Genomic DNA, 21,194 nt, shown 5'->3' with positions numbered 1-21,194 from the left:
CGGCGATGATTCTGGATCTCAGCGATGACGCGAAAGAGTATGGCCGCGAGGCTCTGAAGGCATTCGAGTCCGCCGGCGGTGATCAGCTGCTGGCCCAGGCCGACGCCAAGCCGGACACCCGGGCCGGGCTGGTCATGCCTGTGCTGGAAGGCCTTGGGGTGTTCGAGCTCGAACCACGCGGCGATGCGGACTCATTGGAGGCCGCGGCCGCTGTGTGCCGCAGTGCCGGCTATTGGGCGCTGCCGTATCCGGTCGCGGAGCGATTGGCGCGCCCGGCGGATCTGGACGTCGACGGGCTGGTCGTCATCGATGCCGACGCGCCCGACGCGGCGCTGCAGGGGCTGGACAACCGGTGGGCCGCTGTCACATTGGACGGCACGCGCAGCACGGTGACCGCAACGGGTGCCTCCGGTCCGTCGTTCGCCACCGCGCTGGAGCTGTCTTCCGTGGACGGTGCCGGCCTGAAGGACGTGGCGCTTGCTCTGGTGCTGCCGTCGTGGACCCTGCTCGGCATGCTGGACCGGGCCATCGATCTGACGGTCGCACACGTCAGCCTGCGCAGGCAGTTCGGCCAGCCGCTGTCGTCGTTCCAGGGCGTGCAGTTCCAGCTGACCGATGCCGAGGTGGAGCGCAGCGGCGCCGACATCCTGGCGAAGTACGCGCTGTGGAGCCTGGTCACAAACTCCGCCGACGAGGCGATCAACGACGCGCTGGCATTGCGCCTGGCCGCGATCGAGGCGGCAGAGGTGGTGTTCCGGGTGTGCCATCAGCTGCACGGGGCCGTCGGCTTCTGCGATGAAACCACGCTGTCCTGGCTGTCGCGTTACAGCCAGCCGTTGCGCCGCTTGCCATTCGGGGTGTCCAAAACCCGCGACACCCTGACCGCCCGGCTCGGCCGGCGCGGACTCACCGGATTGTTCTCGTCATGACCGACCTCGACGAGTTCAGGGCCACCGTGCGGGACTGGTGCGCGGCCCACGTCCCGAAAGACTGGCGCGCCAACCAGACCGGTGTCGGAGACGACGAGTTCGTGTCGTTCCAGAAAGCCTGGTTCGCCGAGCTGCACACCGCCGGGTACGCGGTTCCGCACTGGCCCGCCGAATGGGGCGGTGGCATGTCAGTTTCCCAGCAGATCGTGCTCTATCAGGAACTGGCCGCGCACGACGCGCCCCGACTGGTGCTGGCGTTCGTCGGGATCCACCACGCCGCCTCCACCCTGCTCGCGGCAGGCTCCGAGGAACAGCGGCGCCGTCACCTGCCCGCCATCCTCGACGGCGAGATCTGGGTGCAGGGGTTCTCCGAGCCGGAGGCCGGGTCCGATCTGGCAGCCCTGCGCACGACCGCCCGCGCCGAGGGGGACAACTTCGTCGTCAACGGCCAGAAGCTCTGGGCCAGTGGCGCTCTGCACGCCGACTGGTGTCTGCTGCTGGCGCGCACCGATCCGGAAGCACCCAAACGGCACGGTATCTCCTACTTCCTGATGGATATGACCACACCGGGCATCGATGTGCGGCCGATCCGAAATGCCGTGGGGGATTCGCATTTCTGCGAGATCTTCCTCAACGACGTCACCGTTCCCGCGGCCAATCTGATCGGCCCGGTGAACAAGGGTTGGCAGGTGGCCCAGGCCACGCTCGGCGCCGAGCGCGGCATGACCATGCTCGAGTTGTCGGAACGGCTGGGCAATGCGGGCTTCAAGTGGCTGCTCGAAGCCGCCCCCGTCGAGGATCCGGTGGTGGCAGATCGGCTGGCGCAGTTCGAGATCGAGCTGTCCGGCTTGCGCGGGCTGTGCCGGGATCTGGTGGAACGGACCGAGGCGGGGCAGGCCGGCCCGGCCGACGCTTCGATCGTCAAGCTGTACTACAGCGAGTTGTTGCAGCGGATGACCGGATTCGGTGCCGAGATCGGTGGCCTGAACGCCCACACCGTGCTGGCCAAACCGGCCTCCAGCGGCTGGGAGTCGGGCGCCTGGATGCTCGATTTCATCGGATCGTGGGAATGGACCATCCCCGGCGGAGCCAGCGAGATCCAGCGCACCATCATCGGTGAGCGCGGTCTGGGCCTGCCCCGAGAACCGAGTGCGGTGTGATGAGCGAGTTTTCCGAGCTTCATGACGAACTACGCTCCGTGGCAGCTGATCTGCTGGCCAAGGACAGCATCGACTGGCCGCTGTTGGTCTCGGCGGGGTGGGTCGGACTGGACGCCCCCGATGAGGCAGGCGGTGCCGGCGCGACGTTCGCCGAAGTGGCGGTGATCTGCGAGGAGCTGGGCCGGGCCGCCGGGGCGACCCGCTACCTCGGCGGTGCTGTGCTGGCCATCGGCGCACTGAATGCGGTGCAACCCAACGAGAGCCGTGACGCATTGTTGCAGGCGGTGGTGGCCGGGAACATCCGTGCCGTACTGGCCCTGCCGGGAACGGGCGAGCCGGCACCGTTCGACCTGGGCACCACAAGGCTGGGCTGGCGCGTCCACGGCCGGGCCACCTTTGTGCCCGATGCAGCCGGAGCTCAGCGGCTGCTGCTGCCCGCTCGTGACGCCGACGGCGTCGCGGTGCTGGTGGACGTGGCCGCCGAGGCACCCGGACTCACGGTCACCGAGCAGCCGGTGCTCGACGAGACCCGCAGCCTCGCCACCGTGACGGCCGAGGGGGTGGAGGTCGACGAGGACGCGGTGTGGCGATTCGACGGCGACCCTGAGGCCGCGCTGGGTGCGCTCAACGAACGTGCCGCGCTCGCGGTGGCCTGCGACAGCCTGGGCGTCGCCCAGGCCATGCTCGACACCACGGTGTCCTACACCGGGGTTCGCCAGCAGTTCGGCCGTCCGATCGGCTCGTTCCAGGCCGTCAAGCACGCGTGTGCCGACATGCTCGTGCGTATCTCGGTCGCTCGCCAGCTGGTGAACGCGGCCATTACGGAACCGGCGCCGCTCGCGGTGTCCATGGCCAAGGTCAATGCCACCGAGGCCGCCGTCGAGGTGGCCGGGAAGGCCATGCAGTTGCACGGAGGCATCGGCTACACCTGGGAGAGCGGCGTGCACGTCTATCTCAAGCGCGCCGCGCTCAACCGTTCGCTGTTCGGTTCGCCCGCTGAACACCGCAGAAGGATCGCGCAGCGCTACCGGTGAGCTGCGTACAGTAGCCGCGTGCGGGTGATGGGTGGCGTTGCCGCCGCGATCGGCGTTTGCCTGTGGCTCCTGGTGGGGGCGGGTTTCGTGTTGACCGACTATTACCGGTTGCGTCCGTTTCTGTTTCATCCCGTGATATTCGGTGTCGCGGGCAGTATGGCGCTGGCCATGGCAATCGGCTTGTTGATCCGCCATCAGGTGGTCAAATGGTCGGCCGTCGTTCTGGTGGTCCTGGCCGGCCTGGGATGGGGCGGCATCGTGTTGTTTGCGCTATTGCTTGCCGGCGGACCCGAGAGCGAGGTGAAACGGCTCGCGTCACCGGATGGCGGCATGGAGCTGGTCGTGTTCAGTGGCGGCGGGTTCACGATCGACCCGATAACGTCGGTGCGGGTGTACACCAACAACGGTCTGCTGTCGCGGCAGAACTATCTGGGCTGCTTCAACGGTAAACGCGACGGGCTCAAAGAAGTCGAATGGATGGGTCCGCGGACGGTGCGGATCGAACTGTCGCGCGGCGGGACGACCACCGTCGTGCTGGATGACGGCGGGCGGCCGGATCAGACGACCAGTTGCTGAAGCGGCGATGAGTTTCCGTCACGGCGCGGGTCGATACGAATGACCGACCACTCACCGTGAAGGAGACACCATCGTGGTTACCCGTCAGAGCGCGCCGCTGGGCGCCCCCAACTGGATCGACCTGACCACGTCCGACCTTGAGCGTGCCCAGCAGTTCTACGGTGCGGTGTTCGGCTGGACGTACGAGACCGGCGGCCCCGAGTACGGCGGCTACGTCACCGCATCCGTCGACGGCAACGTGGTGGCGGGTCTGATGAGCAATGACCCGCAGTGGAACGCACCGGATGCCTGGACCACCTACCTGCACACCGCGTATGCGGACGCCACCGTGGCGGCGGCCATCGCTGCGGGCGGTGGCAATTGTGGCGGTGTGATGGACATCCCGGAGAAGGGCCGGATGGCGATGATGACTGATCCGGCGGGCGTGTTCTACGGCATTTGGCAGCCGGCCGGGCACGAGGGTTTCGCCGTGTTCAACGAGGCTGGTGCGCCGGTGTATCACCAGCTGACCACCAGGGACTACGCCGGGGGGCTGGACTTCTACCGCACGGTATACGGCTGGAGCACCGAGTTGGTGTCGGATACCGATGAATTCCGTTACAGCACTGCGAACTTCGACGGTGAGGCACTCGTGGGTGTGATGGACGGTTCGGTGTATCTGCCCGAGGGTGTGCCGGGTGACTGGGCCGTCTTCTTCGGTGCCGACGATGTGGACAAGACGATCGAGCTGATCGTCGCCAACGGCGGCTCGGTGGTACGCGCGGCCGAGGACACACCGTACGGGCGGCTCGCCGCGGTGGCCGATCCGACCGGTGCCGGGTTCAATCTGTCGTCGCTGCAGGACTGATCGCGTGTGAACCGGGGTGCGCGCGGGTAAGCATGAAGGCATGCCCGGCAACCCGACGTATCTCAAGGCGTGTGTGAACGGCGCGCGTACCCCGGATCAACACCCGGCCCTGCCGGTAACCCCCGAGCAACTCGCCGATGCGGCCGTCGCCGCACACCGGGCAGGAGCGCAGGCCGTACATCTGCATCCCAAGACCGCGAACGGCACGGACTCGCTGGCGGCCGACGCCGTGGACGCAGCGGTTGCGGCGGTGCGGCACAAAGTGCCGGGCCTGCCGCTCGGGGTGACGACGGGCTATTGGGCGCTTCCCGATCCACGCGGTCGGCTGCGGGCGGTCGAGGAGTGGTCGGAGCTTCCCGATTTCGCATCGGTGAACTGGCACGAGCCTGGTGCCGAGGATCTGGCCCGGCTGCTGTTGGACAGAGGCATCGGAGTCGAGGCCGGGTTGTTCCACGCCGATGCGGCCGCGGCGTGGGCTTCCTCCGAACTTGCCGAGCACTGCATGCGGGTGATGATCGAGTTGCCGCCCGACGGCGATACCGACACCGCCGATGCCCTGCTCACCGTGGTGGGCGCGGCAGCGCCGTCGGTGCCCGCGTTGTTGCACGGAATGGACGAAAGCTGTTGGCCGTTACTGCAACACGCAGGGGTCCGCGGTGCGCAGGCCCGGATCGGGCTGGAGGACACCCTGCTGCTGCCGGACGGCCGCACCGCACCGGACAACGAAGCGCTGATAGCCGCAGCGGTGGACCTGCTCAGTCCTTAGTCGCGCCGAGCGCGAAGTCGGCGAAATCGAATCCCGGCACCACCACACAACTGACCAGCGCGGGCTCGTCGCCGCGGGGCATGGCGCGCTGCCAGTGGCCGGGTGGCACGAGCAGTTGCGGGTGCTGCCCGGCGGCAATGTCAGGGCCCAGCAGAAGGCTTGTCGCGGTGTCTTTTTCCTCGCCGATCTCCAGGACCAGGGGGCTGCCCCGGTGGTGAAACCACAGCTCGGCACTGCGCACGGTGTGCCACGCCGACTGCTGGCCGGGCATCAGCAGGAACAGGATCGCGGTGCCGGCGTCACGGGGCCCCGAATAGCCCGTCGGCAGCGAGGCCTGGCTGATCGTCAGTTCGCTACGCCAGGTCTCGCGGTACCAGCCGCCCTCGGGGTGCGGAGCGAGATCGAGCTCTCTGGCCCAGTCAGGTAGTTCGGTCACACCCGATAGTCTCGTCGCTATGGTTCGTCTTCGTCCAGGTTGGCTGGTGGCACTGTGTGCTGCGGTTCTGGTGGTCGTGGCCTGGTTGCCGTGGCTGACCACCAGTGCCAACGGCGGCGGCCGGGCAAATGCGATCGGGGGGGCGGTGGGCAGCATCGTGCTGCCTCATGGTTTCGGCGCCGGGCAGCTGATCGTTTTGCTGGGGGCCGGCCTGATCGTGGCCGGGGCGATGGCCGGGCGTGGCCTGTCGCAGCGGTGGGCTTCGGCTGCGGGACTGGTGATTTCGCTGGCGTTGGTAGCGGTGACGGCGTGGTACTACACGCTCAACGTGAAGGGGCCGGTGGCGGCGGGCTACGGCCTGTACGTCGGGGGCGCCATGGCGGTGTTGGCCGGGTTGTGTTCGGTGTGGTCGTTGTTGGCGACGTTCGGCGGCCGCCAATGAGCGAGAGGCAGAGCTGATGGGCGAATTCGTGAGACCCGTGGAGTTGACCGGGCAACGCTGGGTGACGTTGGAGCCGTTGATGACCGGGCACATCCCGGAGATCGACGCCGCTGCCGCGGACGGTGAGCTGGGGTCGCTCTGGTACACGATGACGCCACAGCCCGGCGGTGCCGCCGAGTGGGTGCAGCGCATGTTCGAGCTGCGCGCCGCCGATGACGGCGTGACCTTCGTGGTGCGGGACCTCGACGGCAAGCTGGTGGGGTCTTCGAGCTATCTGCATGTCGACGGTCCGAACCGGAGGCTGGAGATCGGGCACACCTGGTACACCGCCGCGGCACGGCGCACCGGCATCAACGCCGAGACCAAGCTCTTGATGCTCGGTCATGCCTTCGACGAGTTGAATTGTGTGGCAGTGGAATTCCGCACGCACTTCTTCAATTTCGCCAGCCGTGGAGCCATCGAGCGGCTCGGTGCCAAGCTCGACGGAGTGCTGCGCAGCCACCAGTTGGGGCCCGACGGCTCCCGTCGTGACACTGTCGTGTACTCGATCCTGGACATCGAGTGGCCCGCGGCGCGGTCCAGCCTGAAGTTCAGGCTGGACCGCCGTGGCGAGACCGGCTAATCCGCGTCGACAGTGGTTTCGATCGACTTGCGGTCGGCGCCGTGCGCGACCTCGATCTTACGAGGCCGGGCGCGCTCGGCCACTGGGATGGTGACGGTGAGGACACCGTTCTCATACGTGGCGGAGATGGCCGACGTATCGATCCCGTCGCCGAGCGACAACTGGCGTCGGTAGCTGCCGAAGAACCGCTCATTCGCCAGCCATTGGACGGACTCCTCCGTGCGTGCGGTTCGATGCGCCGAGATGGTCAGGGTGCCGTTGTCGACGTTGACGTCCACCGAGCCCGGATCGATGCCCGGAAGGTCGGCCGTCAGAACGTAGTGGTCACCGATCTTGCAGAGGTCCATCGGCATGAATCGCGGTGTGCGAGTTGACCCGGAATCACCTGACAGCAAACTCCTGGTCAAAACATCAAGGTCGCTGAACGGATCAAAACGAAGCACAGTAATTCACCTCCCGTAACGTCTCAGAGCCCGCCACCTTGGCAGGCAGCCAATCACTGTGCACCGCCGATATTAGCACTCGACCATGATGAGTGCTAGATATTTTCTGACCATCTTTCGGTGATTGGTGCATGTCAAAGACGTGGGATTCGGTGGGAGGTTTTTATTAGGGCGGCGGTTGAGGCGGCATGACGCTTCCGTAGCGCTGCAGACTCGAGCGGGAATGCCGCGCGCCCTACCAGGGGGCATGACGCCGACGTCTCTGCCGATCGGCAGGGGGAGTCTGACGCAGCCATCAGCAATCTCGTCCCGGGAGGTCGCGATAACCTGTGCCGGGTGAATTCGGTTGCGTTCAGGGTGCGGGCCTTTAGTAGGGTGGCGGCATGTCGAGTCCTGAAGCGCACAAGTTGGGGGCTTTCGGTCACGCCGTCAGCCCCCTGAATCACTGACACTTCAGCTTCCTTTCTCGGGGTGCTGGCCGTGGTGACGAGACGTCTCCCGTTCGTTCTCTCGCCTCGGAGTACTCGATGCCTCTCGCTCTCTATCTGCTTGCCCTGGCGGTGTTCGCCATGGGCACCTCAGAATTCATGCTTGCCGGGCTCGTCCCGGATATCGCCGCCGGTCTCGGCGTCACCATCGGCGCGGCCGGCCTCCTGACCTCCGCCTTTGCGGTCGGAATGGTCATCGGTGCGCCGGCCATGGCCGTGCTCGCGCGCCGGTGGCCGGCCCGCAGCAGCCTGCTCGGCTGTCTGGTGGTCTTTGCGCTCTGCCACATTGTCGGCGCGCTGACACCGAACTTCCCGGTCCTCTTCGGCACCCGTGTCATCGCCGCGCTTGCCAACGCCGGATTCTTGGCGGTGGCGCTCAGCACGGCCGCGGCGCTGGTGGCGGCAGACCAGAAGGGGCGCGCGCTGTCGGTATTGCTCGGCGGGACGACAGTCGCGACCATCGCGGGTGTGCCCGGCGGCGCGGTGCTGGGTGCACTGTTGGGATGGCGGTCAGCGTTCTGGGCCATCGCACTGCTGTGTCTTCCCGCCGCACTCGGTATCCTGCGCGGGATTCCCGGTCGCGCCGAAGGGAATTCGGTCCCCGCGGTCGATGCCCCGCCGCTACGCGATGAGCTCACTCAACTCACATCGCCGAGACTGGCATCGGCCCTACTCCTCGCCGCCCTGGTCAACGCGGGCACGTTCGCCACTTTCACATTCTTGGCGCCCATCGTCACCGACATCGCCGGCTTGCCGGGGCTGTGGGTGCCGGTGGCGCTGGTGCTCTTCGGGTTCGGGTCGTTCATCGGTGTGACGGTGGCCGGCCGGTACTCCGATCGCCGTCCCCGCCTCGTCATCGGGGTGGGTGGTCCGCTGTTGCTCGTCGGCTGGATTGTGTTGGCCACCCTGGCGGCTCATCCGGTGGTGCTGCTGATTCTGGTCCTGGTACAAGGAATCTCGGCCTTCGCGGTAGGGAGCACCCTCATCGCGCGGGTGCTCTACGCGGCGGTAGGGGCTCCGACGATGGGCGGCTCGTATGCCACGGCGGCGCTGAACATCGGAGCCACCTGCGGCCCGGCCCTGGCCGCCGCCTCATTCGCCGGCCCGGCGGGACACCTCGGGCCGGTGTGGGTCGCTGTCGGGCTCACCGGGGTCGCCCTACTTACGGGGCTGGCCATCACGATTCGACGGCGGACACCGCTGCTCCGGTGAGCCGCTCGCCGCATTGATCGCACCTCAGCACCGGGGAGAAGCCGTGTCCACATCCGTTGTGAGTGAGGATCACCGCGGGGCCTTCGACGCCTGGGAACGACCGCTGCGCCCAGGCCAGCGCTGTCACCAGCACGGGCAGGAACGCAGCACCCTTCGGCGTCAACCGGTATCGGGGGTCCTCGTCGGCGGTGGTGAGAATGCCGTTGGCCCGGAACGTCTGCAAGCGGTCGGCGAGCGATGCCGGCGGCGCCGCCAGCACCCGTTGGAAGTCCGAGAACCTGGAGATACCGGTGAAGGCGGCGACCATGATCGCGAAGGCCCAGCGGTTGCCGAGCACGCTCATGGTCTGGGGGAACAGGCCCGAGGGGGAGTCGCGCCGGTCGTCGGCGGATCGGCGCCGGGTCGTCACCTCCGGCAGCGACCGCGACCAGCCCCCGCTCGGCCCCCACACGGCGGCCACATCGCCGGCCGTCGTTGGGGCACCGCAGCCGGCGCAGGTGAGGACCGGCGTGAAGTCGGCGCCACAGCTCAGGTGCCGCATCTTGGGCAGTGGCTCACGGTGTTCGGGCACCCAGTGGCGCTCCCATTCCCAGATCGACACCAGTACCGGCCACAGTGCCCGCCCGCGTGCGGTGGTCAGGTACTCGTCGCGTGGCGGCCGCTCCTGATAGCGGTGGCGTTGCAGCAGACCGTCTTCGGTCAGGGAGGCCAGGCGGCGGGTCAGTACCGAGTTGGAGATCGGGAGCCGGGTGGTGAACTGGCCGTAGCGGGTGGCTCCCAACAGGGCCTGTTGCATCACCAGCAGCGTCCACTCGTCGCCGACCAGGCCCAGCATCTGCCCGACGGCGTTGGTGCCGCCGGGTGCGTCAGTCACGCACGAGCCATCGGCGCAGCTGGTCACCCGGAGCCCAGGTGGAATGGGTTCCGCTGGAAACCCGTTCCGGTAGAGCGAGTTTGCACATCGGCCCGTCGGCGACCCGGGCGGCCTCGAACACCAGGCAGTAGGACGCGTCGTCGTTCATGTCGGTGGTGACAGTGACCAGGTAGCCGTCGTCCTCGCCACGGCTGCCCACTCGAGGCGCCATCGCCGTCTCGCTGCCGTACACCCCGTCCTCGAAGACAAAGCGTTGTTCGGATCCGGTGTGCAGGTCATGGCGGACGAGCCCGTCGAACAGGAACCAGCCCGGCTTCCCGGTGGCGGCATAGGCGTAGCGGTAGTCGCGTCCGGCGTAGCCGGGGTTGATCATGCCGAATTCGGTGATGCTGTCCGACAATTGCTCCTCGCGGGTCGCTCCGGTGACGAGGTTGAACCGCCAGCGGTGCAGCCTGGTCTGCATCTTGTCGAGCGCCAGGGCCGGTGCCGCGTTGCCCTGGAAGAATCCGTCGAGCACGATTTCGTCGCCGTCCTCGTAGGCGTTGGTGAAATGCAGGACATAGGTGGTGTCGGCTTCGAACCACTTGACGTCGCCGGACGTTCCGCGGCGGGGGAGAACGGCGAAGCGGGATGGCATGTCGCGGTGCAGCTTCGGCAGGTGCACGTTGTTCTTGAGGAACTCGGCATCCCAGAACAACGGAAAGTCGTTGAGAATCACGTAGTTTTCGGTGAACGCCATGTCGTGGGGCAACCGGGGCCCGGGCAGTTCGACGTCGACGTAGTGCACCAGGTGGTTGTCGGCGTCCACGACGCCGTAGTGCATGTACGGAGCCTGTTTGCCGTAGTTGAAGAACAGCAGTTCACCGGTGGCGTCGTCGGCCTTGGGATGTGCCGACACGCCCCATTCGGCGGGGAAGGCGCCACCCCAGTCTTGCTTGCCCAGGGTGTCCCCGGTGTACGGGTCGATGCGGTACAGGTCGCCGCACTGGTAGAAGCTGGTGAGTGCGACCCCGCGGTGCACGGTGACGTCCGTGCTGGAGGCGTCCTTCATCAGCGTACGGGCACCCCAGCCGTGGTCGCGCCGGGCCAGTTCGACGGGCTCGGCGATACCGGGCCACAGCGGGCCACCCGCCTCGTTTTCGGCCAGGAAGCCGTCGGTGCGGATGAACCTGTTGCGGTAGAACGCTTTTCCGTCGCGGAAGCCGACGATGTGCAGCATCCCGTCCCCGTCGAAAGGGTGGTAGGTCTGAAACGCCGGATGCAGCGGGTTCTCGGTGTTGCGCAGGTACACACCGTCGAGGTCGGAAGGGATCTCGCCGTCGACGACGCGCAGATCGTCGGCATCGAATTCGGTGGTCTGCGGCCGCCACGCCCCGGTGCGGTAGGGGTGGGTGTCATCCTCGGGCAGGGTGGACAGGAACTTGGTGACGATCTCGGTGTGCATGTCTACTCCTTGCTCGCCGACACGACGAAGCTGACGGTGGTTGCGGTGCTGCCGCCAAAATTCAAGGTGCCGAAGGTCTTTGCGTTCTCGACCTGATAGGGCCCGGCTGTGGCGCTGACCTGTTTGGCGGCGTCGAGCAGCATGCGGACCCCTGACGCCCCGACCGGATGCCCGCCCCCGATCAGCCCGCCGCTGGGGTTGATCGGCAGCCGGCCGCCGATCTCGATCTCGCCGTTCTCGATGGCCTTCCAGGATTCGCCGGGGCCGGTCAGTCCGATGTGGTCGATGGCCAGGTACTCGCTGGGGGTGAAGCAGTCGTGGACCTCGAACCCGTCGAGATCGTCGAGCCTCACTTCGGCGCGGCCGAGGGCGTCCAGTACGGCGTCGCGTACGTGCGGCAGCAGGTACGGATCTGCGGCGCTGTGGTCGAGCTTCTGCCGCAGCCCGAGGCCGACGGTGCGGTGGCCCCAGCCGTCGATGCGGGCGATCGGCCGGGTGTGTGGGTGCGCGCGCAGATAGGCATCGCTGACCAGCACCAGCCCCGCTCCGCCGTCGGTCATCTGGCTGCAGTCGAAGCGGCGCAGCCGGCCTTCCACCACCGGATTGGTCGCGTCGTCGTCCCCGATCGGATCGGGCACCGTCCAGTCGCGGGTCTGGGCGTTGGGGTTGGCACGTGCGTTGCGGAAGTTCAGCGCCGCGATCGCACGGAGATGCTCGGCATCCAGTCCATAGCGTTGGTCGTAGGCGTCGGCCACCTCGGCGAACATCGATGGCCAGACGAACTTGGCCTCGTCAGCTTCATGGCCGGTCCAGGCGGCGGCGCCGAGGTGGGAGGCGGCGGTGTCGCCGGACACCGTCTTCTCCAATTCCACCCCGATGACCAGGGCGTTGTCATAGGCGCCCGAGCGCAGGTCGGCGATGGCGGCGAGGATTGCGATGCTGCCCGACGCGCAGGCGGCCTCATGACGGGAGGCCGGAGTGCCCCACAGGCCGGGATGCACGGTGGCCGGCATGGCGCCCAGCTGGGTCTGCCCGGCGAACAGCGCACCGAAGGCGTTTGCGACATGGACAACGCCGATGTCGGTGGCCTCGATTCTGGCGCTGTTCAACGTGTGGTCGACGACCTCGAGGGTGAGCCCGGCGAAGTCGATCTGCTCGCGGGTGAGGTTGCGCGCGAAATCGCTCTGATAACCGCCGAGAATCCAGACGTCCTCCATGGCGGTGACGCTACTACAACTAAGAGAGTGACTCGAGGCCCAAAAACAAGTAACGCCGTGGCGGAAATCCGGACTCGGATTCCCGCCACGGCGTTACCCGTGGTTAAACCGACTTAGTCGTCGTGACCGTGGCCATGGCCGCGACCGTGCCAGCCGTTGTCCCAGCCGTTCCAACGGCCCCAGCCGGGACCTTCGACACAGGCCTGCACGTAGCCGTACGGTCCGGTCGCGCAGATCTCAGGACCGGCCGATGCCGGGGCTGCTCCTGCGACTGCCACGCCGACCGGAATTGCCAGCGCACCCAGCCCGACCGCAGCGGCCTTCATCAGTTTCGAACGCATCTTTTCTCGCCTCCGGGTTGTTAGCTGTATACGAGCCCAAGACCCCCGTCCATAGATAACATTAGTGCATCTCATGATGTTCCTGGGAATCGCCTGGAACCTCGCGGTGCTGCGGATTTGCTCTCAGAAAGCTCTTCCCGGTCAGAACCTTGAATTCATTTGCCAAGGGAAACAGGGGTCACCGACACCCTTTCGGAGTGTTGCCAGGCTGGGCGCGTGACTCGTGGGTCGCGTGGTGCGGTCGCACGCGTCGACGAGTTTTGCCACCGCAGATGGTCTGCATCCAAGGACCGAAATATAGGAGGGATGTGCATGGGAGCGCTCGACGGCAAGACGGCTCTGGTGACCGGTGGAGCCCGCGGCCAGGGGCGCGCGCACGCCACGACGCTGGCGCGGGAAGGCGCCGACATCGTCGTCTGTGACATCGCGGGGCCGGTCGAATCCGTCGACTATCCACTGCCCACACCCGACGATCTGGAACGAACCGCGGAGGAGGTGTCGGCCGGGCGGAGGCTCGAAGCCTCCGCCCGGCTTCGGTGTGTGATTCAGCAGCCGCAGCTGCAGGACGACGACAGCTGCTCTTCCTGGTTGGCCGCACCGGATCCCGTGTCCTCGGACCCGGGACGCCAATCGAACGGGAAGTGCTTACTCGAGCCGCCACTGTGCTCATGTGACCAGTCGAATCCCACGGAGTGGTCCTCCTTGACCACCCCCCACGTCGCGACCTGTCCCGGACCGACCTCCGCGCCCGGTGCGTTGGTTGTGGTCACCCGGCGGTTCGGGTCAGCTGTCGGACCGGTCAGTGCCTCCACTCGCAGGTCCACCTTGCCGGGGATCTCGGCGCGCCAGTAGGCGAGGTCATCGGCGGCCTCGAAACTGATCGGGGCGTATTCGATGCCGCGCAGTTCCTCGATCAGGCTGCCGAATTCGGCGGGCCAACCTCCTTCCTTGCCTGTGAAGATGCGCTCGAGGGCATCGCGCTGAGCGGCGTCGCCCTTTTCGTCGATGTAGAACATCAACTTCATCGTCGCGTTCGGGTCGCCGATCCACATGTTGCCGGCGAACTCACCGAGCGCGATGACGCTGAGGCCCGTCAAATCGGTGTCGCCGTAGTGTCCTTCGCGGACGTGCCACACCAGGGTGAACAAGCAATCTCCGTGCGTCGGCTCCTGGGCGAAGCTGCACGGGCAAGGCAGCTTGCAGCTGCACACGTCGAACCATTCTCCGCGCAAATGCCAATCGACCTGCGTCGACGAAGTTGTCATCGATCCCGCTCCTTCTGTTGATACCCCTAGGGGGTATGTGACCAGGCGACCGTAACACCGGTGAACTTCAATGCGCAAGTACCCCCTGGGGGTATGATTGTCGCCATGCTCAAGCGGATGTGTGTGGGCGCGTTGACCGTCGTCGCGTCGGTGTCCCTGGCCTCATGTGGCGTATCAACCGGCCCACCGTCAGCGGCCACTGTCGAATCCGGCACCGTGAACGTTGCGCACCATCGCCTGGTCGGTGCTGACGAATTCGCCACCGCCATCGGAAGATCCGACACAGTGTTGGTCAATGTTCATGTGCCTTACCAGGGCGACATTCCCGGTACCGACCTGTCGATTCCCTTCGATCGGGTCGCCGAGCAATCCGACCGGCTGCCCGGTGATCGCGATGCCACGCTCGCGGTCTACTGCCGAACCGGACCCATGAGCGCGACCGCCGCTGAGACGTTGATGTCGTTGGGCTACACCGATGTGGTCGAACTCAAGGGCGGAATGAAAGCCTGGCAGGCCAGTGGTCGCCCGCTCGTCGGAAACTGAGCGTCCGGCGGTTCAACAATCAGTCCGTGGACAGGGTGAGCAGGCGCCGCAGGATCCACACGACCCGCGCGAGCGACGCGACGGCGGCGACGGCCGCCCCGACGATGGTCGCCTGCAGCCACCAGTAGCCGGAATCGAGATTGGCGTCGGTCGTCAGCCCGACAATCGCCGCAACGAACAATGTGAACAGGGTCGGCAGCGCCGAGACGAATGCGGTGCCCACCCGGCGCTTGTCGTCGGTCGGTAAGAGCTTGTCCACGGTGGTCATCGGGGCCCGCAGCAGATTGACCAGGATGGAGATGCTGGTCAGGGTGAACCCGCCCATCGTGGCCGCGACGGTCGCCAGGATCTGGTAGGCGGTGCGGCGGGCGTCGTGGGGAACCTCGGTCAGGGCCCAGGCGAGCCAACCGACCCTGCCCACTGCCAGCCACACGCCGACGACGATCAGGGCGAGCGCCCAGTCCGCCCATTGATGGCGAACCCAATTGTGCTGCAGCCTTTCCCGAAGGCTGAACCGCACGACCGGACGCTTACTCGAGTTCATCGTCGGGCATTTCGATCAACGTGTCGGCGTACGGCACGGGTTCGGCGGGCACCTCCGCCACGGCCGACAAGAGATACTCGCTGTTGCGAGTCAGCGACTGCCGCAACAGCTCCCGCGCATACGCGGTGGAACGCACCGGATCGTTCAACCGGTCGGCATCGACCGCCGTCCGCTCGACGAATCGATCTTCGAGCAGGTCGACCGACTGTTGGGTACCGCTGATGGAACCGATGACCCGCGCACTCTCGAACTCCGACAGCGCGCCGGAACCCCGCAGGTTGTCGATCAGTTCGCGGATCCGCCGGCGGATCGCATCTTTCTGCGTTCCGGTGCCGCGGCGACCCACCGAGATCCCGATGCGGACGACCCCATCCTGGGCCAGCGCGCGGGCACCGTCGAGTGCCTGGACCCAGTCGCCGCCGACGAGGTCCCGATTGATGCGATTGGCCGGGATCGCGACGTCGACCCTGGACACGCTCATCTCGTCGAGCGCCTGGTCGAGGTTCTGGGTGAGCACCGGCTCGATACCGACCTCGATGTCGAGCTTGTGCTCGAGATAGTCGACCAGCCGCCGGGCCCGGGGGCCGTCACCGCTTGTCAGCATGGCAATGATGTTGCGCTCACCGAACAGGCAATATGTCGGTTCCAGCAGACCTTCGTCGGGAGTCAGCCCGATCGCCCGCCGGGCACCTGCGGCGCTGCCGATACTGGGCAGGTTTTCCCGCCGCACCTTGTCGAGGATCAGCATCCGGTCGTCATCGGTGCCGTGCGCGATCAGCAGCATCCCGTCATGGCACCGGCGGTAGCGGTTGAGACCGTCGGCCTCGGCTCGGCTGAGCCGCCGAACCACCTGCTCGGCCGGAAATTCACCGGGTAGCGGAGCACCGTCCGGCTGCAAAAGCCGCCAGTACTGCACCGTGCGGTTCACCTGTCATCCCCCTGATGTCGATCTGCCGCTGACGGTACTGGCGCCTGCCGACAAAGATAGGGGACTCTGGCAACGCAAAGACCACCTCGCGGCAGCCCCGATGCCGCTGATTGGCGCTCGGCGAACTACCATGAAGCGTCCCTGTGGGTTTTCGACGCCTATCTCGATAGGTCACCGCCCCCGTAGCTCAGGGGATAGAGCACGGCTCTCCTAAAGCCGGTGTCGCAGGTTCGAATCCTGCCGGGGGCACTCAGTTCGTGTTTTACCTCGGGTGATGCTCGCCATTTCTGTGTCGGCTGATGCCTTACACCTGCTTCGGTTGATCCTTGACACGGCCCGGGGGAGGGAACGGGGCGAGCAGGAACTCGTCGACGAACCTGGCGAAGGTGTCGTCGACGAAGGTGGGATCCGGAGCGGTGAAGTACTCGATGATGAAGCCCTGGAAGGCTGCCAGTGCGATGCGCGAACGGGTTTCGGCGACGTGCGTGGGCATCCCGAGCGCCTGTAGGCGCGCCCTGGAGTTGCGGGTCAGCAAGGACAGGGTGTCCCAGGTGTATTCGCGATAGGGGCTGTCGACTCCGCATGCGGCGCCGAAGACCTGCAGCACCACACGCAGGCTCTGATTGCGTTCCCCGCGGGTGCACTCGTGCCAGTCCTCGAAGCACCATTTGCGATGCGCCGCAATGGACTCCGGAAGATCCAACTCCTCGGTCCGAGGTATGGCCGCTCGCTGCTGCCGGTTCAGGACCTCAAGGATGAGTTGCTCCTTGCTGCCGAAGTAGTAGACCAGCATCCGGGCACTGGTTCCCATCTGCGAGGCAAGCTCACGCAGCGAGGTGTCCACCACCCCGGTGCGCGCCAAGATGGCGCCCGCGGTGGCCAGTAGTTCTTCGCGTTTGGCGTGGTCGAACGGCCGCGGCACACTTGACTGTAACAGTTGCTTCGGTTACTGATGATGCGGTGCGCGCAGACTCGACGATCGGAGTAGCCCGGTGAGCTTGGTGCGCGACACCACCTCCCTCGTAGGCGGTGTACCCGCTGAGGACCCGGTGACGCCGACCCGGCCGTTGCGAGTGACCCGGCTCGTGGCGGTCATCGCCGGCCTTGTGGGTTTTGTGGCCAGTGTGCTGATCCCGGTTTTGCCGGTCGTGCAGACCACGGCGACACTGAACTGGCCGCAAGGCGGGCAGTTGGGCAGTGTCACCGCGCCGTTGGTCTCGTTGACGCCGGTGTCGTTGACGGCGTCGGTGCCATGCACCGTGATTCGCGAGATGCCGGCTACAGCTGAGCTGGTGCTGGGGACGGCGCCGCCGGCCGGCAAGGGGGCGATGCTCAACGGGCTGTTCGTGAGGGCCACCGAGCAGCGCGTCGACGTGATCGCACGCAATGTTGTCGTCCTCAGCGTGCCGCGCAACCGAATGGCGGACCCTGCTTGCCAACGGCTGGAAGTGTCCTCGTCGACGGCGGGCACGTTCGCCACGATCGGCGGCCTGACCGATCCCGACACCGGTACGACACTGCGTGGTGGGTTCGCCGACCCGAACCTCCGGCCCCAGATCGTCGGGGTGTTCACCGACCTGACCGGTCCGGCGCCGTCGGGGTTGTCGTTGTCCGCGACGATCGACACCCGCTTCACCAGCTCTCCGTCACCGCTGAAAACGGCGGCGATGCTCGCCGGAATCCTGGGCACTGTCGTTGGCCTGCTGGCATTGTGGCGGCTTGATCGCCTCGACGGGCGTCGCGGCCGGCGACTCATTCCTGCTCGTTGGCGCTACTTCAACGCTGTGGACGCGACCGTGATCGCGGTGTCGGTGTTCTGGTTCGTCGCCGGCGCGGGATCTTCGGATGACGGTTATCAGTTCGGCATGGCCAACACTGCCAGCCATGCCGGTTACATGGCGAACTACTTCCGTTGGTTCGGCAGCCCCGAAGACCCGTTCGGTTGGTACTACGAACTGATCGCGGCGATGACCCATGTCAGCCACGCCAGCCTGTGGTTGCGCCTGCCGGATCTGATCTGCGCGTTGGTGTGTTGGCTGCTGCTCTCCCGTGAGGTGTTGCCTCGCCTCGGTCCCGCGGTGGCAGGCAACCGCGCGGCGGTGTGGGCGGCGGCGCTGGTCTTCATCGCGGCATGGATGCCGTTCAACAACGGACTGCGGCCCGAAGGTCAGATCGCCACCGGCGCGCTGATCACCTACGTGCTCGTTGAACGCGCCATCATGACCCGCCGCGCAACCCCGGTGGGGCTGGCGATCGTTGTAGCCGCATTCACGCTCGGGATCCAGCCGACGGGGATCATCGCGGTCGCCGTTCTGCTGGCAGGTGGGCGCCCGATCCTGCGGATCATCGTTGCCCGCGCGAAAACGGTGGGGATCTGGCCGGTGCTGTTGCCGCTGGCCGCGGCCGGCGTCGTCGTGCTGACGGTGATCTTCGCCGACCAGACCATCGCCGCGGTGCGTGAGGCCACCGCCGTACGCACGGCCATCGGACCCGCTCAGCCCTGGTATACCGAGAATCTGCGCTATTTCTATCTGGTCCTGCCGACCACCGACGCTGCAGTGTCGCGGCGTTTCGGAATTCTGATCACGATGGCGTGTCTGTTCCCGTCGATACTGTTGTTGTTGCGGCGCAAGCGGATTGCCGGCATTGCCACCGGTCCGGTGTGGCGGTTGATGGGTGTCATCTTCGCGACCCTGTTCCTGCTGACGTTCGCCCCGACGAAGTGGATTCACCATTTCGGGTTGTTCGCTGCCGTCGGCGCCGCCATGGCCGCGGTGGCCACCGTGCTGCTCGGGCCGACGGTGCTGCGCTCGGTACGCAACCGGGTGGCCTTCGTGGCGATCGTATTCTTTGTTCTCGCTGTGTGTTTCGCGTCGACCAACGGCTATTGGTACGTCTCCAGCTACGGCGTGCCGTTCAACGACAGCAGTCCGCACTGGGGGCCGATCACTGTCAGCATGGTCCTTTTCGCGCTGTGCCTGCTGACCGCCGGCTATGCCGGTTGGCTGCACCTGGCCGCACCGATGCGGCCCGAATCGCGGTTAGCCCGGCTGGTGACTGCGGCACCCGTGCCGGTGGCGGCCGGGTTCATGGTGGTGGTGTCCGCCGGTTCGATGCTGACCGGAGCGATCAAGGAATACCCCAGCTACTCCAACGGGTGGGCCAATCTGCGCGAGCTGGCCGGAGGGTGCGGGCTGGCCGACGACGTACTCGTCGAACCTGACGCCAACACCGGATTCCTGGCCCCGATGGCTGGAACATACGGTCCACTGGGCCCATTGGGCGGCAGTGACGCCGCCGGGTTCAGCCCTGACGGAGTGCCCGAACACACGCTGGCCGAGTCGATCTGGCAGAGCCAGGCCAAATCCGGAACCGACTACGACTGGGACGGGCCCACCGCTCTGGAACAACCCGGGGTCAACGGCTCCAGCGTCGTGCTGCCCTACGGCCTGGACCCCGCGCGGGTACCGCTGGCAGGCAGCTTCACTGCCGGTCCCCAACAAGTCAGCACACTGACCTCGGCGTGGTACCGACTTCCCGCCGCCGATGCCGATCACCCGCTCGTGGTGATCACCGCCGCGGGCACCATCACCGGCAACAGCGTCCTTCGTGGGCGCACCACAGCGCAGAACGTGGTGCTCGAATACGGCAAACCGGGGCCCGACGGCACACCTGTGTCCGGCGGCAGGCTCACCCCGTACGACATCGGCCCGCAGCCCGCTTGGCGCAACCTGCGTTTCCCCCGCAGCCAGATCCCTTCCGATGCCCGCTTCGTTCGAGTCGTTGCAGAGGACCGTTCGCTCAACATCGGCGACTGGGTGGCCGTCACGCCGCCTCGGATGCCCGAATTACGTTCGGTGCAAGAATATCTGGGTTCCACACAGCCGGTTCTTCTCGACTGGGCCGTGGGTTTGGTCTTCCCCTGTCAACAGCCCATGCTGCATGCCAACGGCGTCGCTCAAGTCCCCAAATACCGGATCTCCCCGGACTATCCCGCCAAGATCGAGATGCCCGACACTTGGCAGAGCGGAGACAACGGCGGCCCGCTGGGCGTCACCGATCTCCTGTTGCGCGCTCACGTCATGCCCACCTATCTGTCCCGGGACTGGGGACGCGATTGGGGCTCCGTGCGACGCTTCGACCCCATCGTGAGGGCTCCCGAGGCCCGTGTCGACCTCGGCAGGGCCACCCGCAGCGGCCTGTGGAACCCGGCGCCGATGCGCATCGGACCATGAGTGGTGCGGCACTGTGCGGTGCTCCGGTAGACGGCGTCTGGAAACCCTTCAGCTGATCTGGCGAACCCTCCACTCCGATTTCCGAGCTTCCCCGTTGAAGTCGCGTCGCCACTCACCGCATCGATGTGGCGCAGTTTCGCTTCGCCCGAGCACGACCTGCGCCCACGCGCTGACCGCATCACCACGCAATGCCTGGTGATCTGGGGATCGAAAGATACCGCCATCCCCATGCGGTTGGGCCGCGTCACCGCAGCTGCGATACCGGGTGCCCGGCTGGAAACGCTGCCCACCGGTCACGTCTTGCACATCGCCGAGAGCTGGCTCGATCTTGCTCACCTGAGTTAGGTGCCTAACTCGGCGCGTGGCAGTCCTTCACGTGAGGTGGCTACTGCTCGTCGGTCTCCACCACGGCCTTGATCCGTTCCAGCGTCTTACGCATGTCGCGGACGTTGCGGCGGCGACGGAGCTGGCCGCCGAGCAGCGAGAACACGGCGGTGAAAGCTCCTGGGGGCATCCGGAAGGATTCGGTGACGTCGGTCTCGGTTCCTACCGGTGTCAATCGGTAGTGCCAAGTGTTGACGGCTCGGTCGCCGGCCAGGACGGCGAAGCCGAACTCACGCCCGGGCTCGCAGGCCGTCACCTTGCAGGTGGTCCAGTAGACGGGACCGATCTCGTTGCGCTTCACGTGCCCGCGGAACCGGGCGCCCAGTGCGGGACCGGTCGCACCGCGGAGCCACTCGGCTTCCATCACCTCCGGCGAGAACTTTCCGGTGTTGCGCACATCGGAGATGAGATCCCAGATGCGGTCCGCCGGCGCGGACATCCGCACCGTGACCGACCCTTCCATG

23 protein-coding genes, 1 tRNA gene and 1 pseudogene are annotated in these 21,194 nt (G+C 66.4%); 14 read left to right on the top strand and 11 right to left on the bottom strand.

All coding sequences use genetic code 11. The features are described from left to right. The first annotated feature begins 5 nt into the window (after positions 1-5). The 6 genes from EH231_RS16405 to EH231_RS16380 all read left to right on the top strand — a co-directional run bounded on the left by EH231_RS16405 (position 6) and on the right by EH231_RS16380 (position 5,312). The gene (locus EH231_RS16405; RefSeq protein ID WP_124714295.1) at positions 6-929 is read left to right on the top strand and encodes an acyl-CoA dehydrogenase family protein; all 924 of its coding nucleotides are present in this window, start codon (positions 6-8) and stop codon (positions 927-929) included. Next, positions 926-2,089, top strand: a complete 1,164-nt coding sequence (locus tag EH231_RS16400) for an acyl-CoA dehydrogenase family protein (protein WP_124712790.1) — start codon at positions 926-928, stop codon at positions 2,087-2,089. Before EH231_RS16405 ends, EH231_RS16400 begins: the two co-directional genes overlap by 4 nt. After that, the gene (locus tag EH231_RS16395; RefSeq protein ID WP_124712789.1) at positions 2,089-3,123 is read left to right on the top strand and encodes an acyl-CoA dehydrogenase family protein; all 1,035 of its coding nucleotides are present in this window, start codon (positions 2,089-2,091) and stop codon (positions 3,121-3,123) included. The genes EH231_RS16400 and EH231_RS16395 overlap by 1 nt, the downstream gene beginning before the upstream one ends. Positions 3,124-3,141: 18 nt before the next feature. Next, on the top strand, positions 3,142-3,699 hold the full coding sequence (locus EH231_RS16390) for a hypothetical protein (protein ID WP_124712788.1): 558 nt from the start codon (positions 3,142-3,144) through the stop codon (positions 3,697-3,699). Between the two features lie 73 nt (positions 3,700-3,772). Beyond that, positions 3,773-4,546 (top strand): VOC family protein, encoded by a 774-nt coding sequence (locus EH231_RS16385; RefSeq protein WP_124712787.1) that lies wholly within the window; start codon positions 3,773-3,775, stop codon positions 4,544-4,546. 40 nt (positions 4,547-4,586) lie between these two features. After that, complete coding sequence (locus tag EH231_RS16380) at positions 4,587-5,312, top strand: 3-keto-5-aminohexanoate cleavage protein (protein WP_124712786.1); 726 nt, start codon at positions 4,587-4,589, stop codon at positions 5,310-5,312. Here the strand turns inward: EH231_RS16380 and EH231_RS16375 are convergent. Beyond that, complete coding sequence (locus tag EH231_RS16375; RefSeq protein ID WP_124712785.1) at positions 5,302-5,748, bottom strand: cupin domain-containing protein; 447 nt, start codon at positions 5,746-5,748, stop codon at positions 5,302-5,304. The two genes, EH231_RS16380 and EH231_RS16375, sit on opposite strands and share 11 nt — an antisense overlap. Positions 5,749-5,767: 19 nt before the next feature. On the opposite strand from EH231_RS16375, the gene EH231_RS16370 reads away from it, so the two are divergent. After that, positions 5,768-6,190, top strand: a complete 423-nt coding sequence (locus EH231_RS16370; protein WP_164480918.1) for a hypothetical protein — start codon at positions 5,768-5,770, stop codon at positions 6,188-6,190. Between the two features lie 16 nt (positions 6,191-6,206). Next, positions 6,207-6,812 (top strand): GNAT family N-acetyltransferase, encoded by a 606-nt coding sequence (locus EH231_RS16365; protein WP_164480917.1) that lies wholly within the window; start codon positions 6,207-6,209, stop codon positions 6,810-6,812. On the opposite strand, the gene EH231_RS16360 is transcribed toward EH231_RS16365, so the two are convergent. Next, positions 6,809-7,255: an Hsp20/alpha crystallin family protein gene (locus tag EH231_RS16360; RefSeq protein ID WP_090427084.1), complete on the bottom strand. Its 447-nt coding sequence runs from the start codon at positions 7,253-7,255 to the stop codon at positions 6,809-6,811. The genes EH231_RS16365 and EH231_RS16360 overlap by 4 nt on opposite strands. Positions 7,256-7,782: 527 nt before the next feature. Here EH231_RS16360 and EH231_RS16355 point away from each other — a divergent pair. Beyond that, the gene (locus EH231_RS16355; protein WP_124712784.1) at positions 7,783-8,955 is read left to right on the top strand and encodes a Cmx/CmrA family chloramphenicol efflux MFS transporter; all 1,173 of its coding nucleotides are present in this window, start codon (positions 7,783-7,785) and stop codon (positions 8,953-8,955) included. Here EH231_RS16355 and EH231_RS16350 read toward each other — a convergent pair. From EH231_RS16350 to EH231_RS16335, 4 genes are all read right to left on the bottom strand, one after another. Beyond that, on the bottom strand, positions 8,921-9,790 hold the full coding sequence (locus tag EH231_RS16350) for a winged helix-turn-helix transcriptional regulator (RefSeq protein WP_090428769.1): 870 nt from the start codon (positions 9,788-9,790) through the stop codon (positions 8,921-8,923). The genes EH231_RS16355 and EH231_RS16350 overlap by 35 nt on opposite strands. Before the next feature lie 31 nt (positions 9,791-9,821). Beyond that, positions 9,822-11,273 carry a carotenoid oxygenase family protein gene (locus EH231_RS16345; protein ID WP_124712783.1) on the bottom strand — a complete coding sequence of 484 codons (1,452 nt, stop codon included), beginning with the start codon at positions 11,271-11,273 and terminating at the stop codon, positions 9,822-9,824. Between the two features lie 2 nt (positions 11,274-11,275). Next, a complete protein-coding gene (locus EH231_RS16340) occupies positions 11,276-12,490 on the bottom strand; it encodes an acetyl-CoA acetyltransferase (RefSeq protein WP_090427093.1) in 1,215 nt (404 codons plus the stop codon). A gap of 113 nt (positions 12,491-12,603) precedes the next feature. Further along, on the bottom strand, positions 12,604-12,831 hold the full coding sequence (locus EH231_RS16335) for a hypothetical protein (RefSeq protein WP_090427096.1): 228 nt from the start codon (positions 12,829-12,831) through the stop codon (positions 12,604-12,606). A 312-nt stretch (positions 12,832-13,143) separates the two neighbouring features. Here EH231_RS16335 and EH231_RS34295 point away from each other — a divergent pair. Beyond that, a pseudogene (locus tag EH231_RS34295) lies at positions 13,144-13,339 on the top strand (SDR family NAD(P)-dependent oxidoreductase); the annotation flags it as partial. A gap of 37 nt (positions 13,340-13,376) precedes the next feature. On the opposite strand, the gene EH231_RS16325 reads toward EH231_RS34295, so the two are convergent. After that, a complete protein-coding gene (locus tag EH231_RS16325; RefSeq protein WP_090427099.1) occupies positions 13,377-14,096 on the bottom strand; it encodes a DUF1326 domain-containing protein in 720 nt (239 codons plus the stop codon). A 105-nt stretch (positions 14,097-14,201) separates the two neighbouring features. Between EH231_RS16325 and EH231_RS16320 the strand changes: the two genes are divergently transcribed. Next, positions 14,202-14,639: a rhodanese-like domain-containing protein gene (locus EH231_RS16320; RefSeq protein ID WP_090427102.1), complete on the top strand. Its 438-nt coding sequence runs from the start codon at positions 14,202-14,204 to the stop codon at positions 14,637-14,639. 19 nt (positions 14,640-14,658) lie between these two features. On the opposite strand, the gene EH231_RS16315 is transcribed toward EH231_RS16320, so the two are convergent. Next, positions 14,659-15,159: a hypothetical protein gene (locus tag EH231_RS16315; protein WP_241178043.1), complete on the bottom strand. Its 501-nt coding sequence runs from the start codon at positions 15,157-15,159 to the stop codon at positions 14,659-14,661. A gap of 10 nt (positions 15,160-15,169) precedes the next feature. Next, positions 15,170-16,111, bottom strand: a complete 942-nt coding sequence (locus EH231_RS16310; protein ID WP_124712781.1) for an oxidoreductase — start codon at positions 16,109-16,111, stop codon at positions 15,170-15,172. Between the two features lie 176 nt (positions 16,112-16,287). Between EH231_RS16310 and EH231_RS16305 the strand changes: the two genes are divergently transcribed. After that, a tRNA-Arg gene (locus EH231_RS16305) sits at positions 16,288-16,360 on the top strand. A 55-nt stretch (positions 16,361-16,415) separates the two neighbouring features. Here the strand turns inward: EH231_RS16305 and EH231_RS16300 are convergent. Then, positions 16,416-17,033 (bottom strand): TetR/AcrR family transcriptional regulator, encoded by a 618-nt coding sequence (locus EH231_RS16300; RefSeq protein ID WP_124712780.1) that lies wholly within the window; start codon positions 17,031-17,033, stop codon positions 16,416-16,418. A 79-nt stretch (positions 17,034-17,112) separates the two neighbouring features. On the opposite strand from EH231_RS16300, the gene EH231_RS16295 reads away from it, so the two are divergent. Both EH231_RS16295 and EH231_RS16290 read left to right on the top strand, forming a co-directional pair. After that, on the top strand, positions 17,113-20,346 hold the full coding sequence (locus tag EH231_RS16295) for an arabinosyltransferase domain-containing protein (RefSeq protein ID WP_164481208.1): 3,234 nt from the start codon (positions 17,113-17,115) through the stop codon (positions 20,344-20,346). Positions 20,347-20,469: 123 nt separating this feature from the next. Beyond that, on the top strand, positions 20,470-20,691 hold the full coding sequence (locus EH231_RS16290) for an alpha/beta fold hydrolase (RefSeq protein ID WP_124712779.1): 222 nt from the start codon (positions 20,470-20,472) through the stop codon (positions 20,689-20,691). A gap of 40 nt (positions 20,692-20,731) precedes the next feature. Here EH231_RS16290 and EH231_RS16285 read toward each other — a convergent pair whose 3' ends face one another. Continuing rightward, positions 20,732-21,193 carry an SRPBCC family protein gene (locus EH231_RS16285; protein ID WP_090428774.1) on the bottom strand — a complete coding sequence of 154 codons (462 nt, stop codon included), beginning with the start codon at positions 21,191-21,193 and terminating at the stop codon, positions 20,732-20,734. Position 21,194 lies beyond the last annotated feature (1 nt).

This window comes from Mycolicibacterium nivoides (assembly GCF_003855255.1).
GTDB lineage: Bacteria > Actinomycetota > Actinomycetes > Mycobacteriales > Mycobacteriaceae > Mycobacterium > Mycobacterium nivoides.
The sequence above is the reverse complement of the archived record's forward strand: the minus strand, read 5'-3'. Positions and strand labels throughout refer to the sequence as shown.